Source organism: Paracoccus niistensis, from assembly GCF_042432925.1.
In the GTDB taxonomy this organism is placed as follows: domain Bacteria; phylum Pseudomonadota; class Alphaproteobacteria; order Rhodobacterales; family Rhodobacteraceae; genus Paracoccus; species Paracoccus niistensis.
This window is the reverse complement of the sequence record NZ_JBHLWE010000083.1, coordinates 1-996: the sequence shown is the minus strand read 5'-3', so window position 1 is coordinate 996 and position 996 is coordinate 1. Positions and strand designations below refer to the sequence as shown.

1 protein-coding gene is annotated in these 996 nt (G+C 67.3%); it reads left to right on the top strand.

Annotation, left to right across the window (positions count from 1 at the left end; genetic code table 11):
• Positions 1-7 precede the first annotated feature (7 nt).
• Positions 8-996: IS30 family transposase (locus ACFFII_RS17720; RefSeq protein WP_377700196.1), on the top strand; the 989-nt coding region annotated here is incomplete at its 3' end.

Sequence of the window (996 nt, the reverse complement as noted above, 5' to 3'; positions counted from 1 at the left end):
CACTCGAATGAAGGTTCGGTATTCTCACCTCTCCCTTGCGGAGCGCCGCCGGATCGAGCGCTGGCGCCATGCGAAGATGAGCCCCGACGAGATGGCGCACCGGCTCGGTCGCCACCGCTCCACCATTTTCCGCGAACTCCGGCGCAACCATTTCCATGACAGCGAGGCGCCCCGGCTCAGTGGCTACTGGTGCATCGTGGCGCAGAGCCTGAGCGATGGCCGACGCACGCGGCAGCGCAAGCTGATGCGCGAGCCCCGGCTGCGCGACCAGGTCGAGCGCTGCTTGAGATCGGGCTGGACCCCCGAGCAGATCGCCGGCCGCATGCGGCACGAGCAGGCTCCGATCCGGGTCTGCCACGAGACCATCTACCGCCATATCTACTCCGAGGAAGGCCGTCGGGGCGAGTTGTGGCGCCACCTGCCCTCCGGACGCAGGCGCCGCCGCGGCTATCGGCTGCGCAAGCGCCCGCCGCCGAAATTTGCTCCTGAACTCAGCATCCTGTTCCGTCCCGATGTCATCGCCCACCGCAAGGAGTTCGGGCACTGGGAGGCTGACCTGGTGCTGTTCCGCCAGAAGTTCGGTCCTGCCAACGTCACCACGATGATCGAGCGCAACAGTCGTTTCCTCGTGGTGCTGAAGAACGCGGAGAAGCGCACGCGGCCGATCATGGCGCAGATCGCCACGGTGCTGGCGCCCCTGCCCCATCATGCCCGCCGCTCGATCACCTTCGACCGCGGCTCCGAGTTCATCGACTGGCCGCATCTGCAGGCCGAGCTCGGCACCCGGACCTGGTTCTGCGAGGCACAGTCTCCGTGGCAGAAAGGTGCGGTGGAGAACGCCAACAAGCGCCTGCGCCGCTGGATCTGCCGCGACACCGACCCGAACACGCTCTCGCAGGAGGAGTTGCGCCAGCTCTGCGCCGGTCTCAACGCCACGCCGCGCAAATGCCTGGGCTTCCGAACGCCGGCCGAGGTGTTCAGGGCCAACATCCTCGG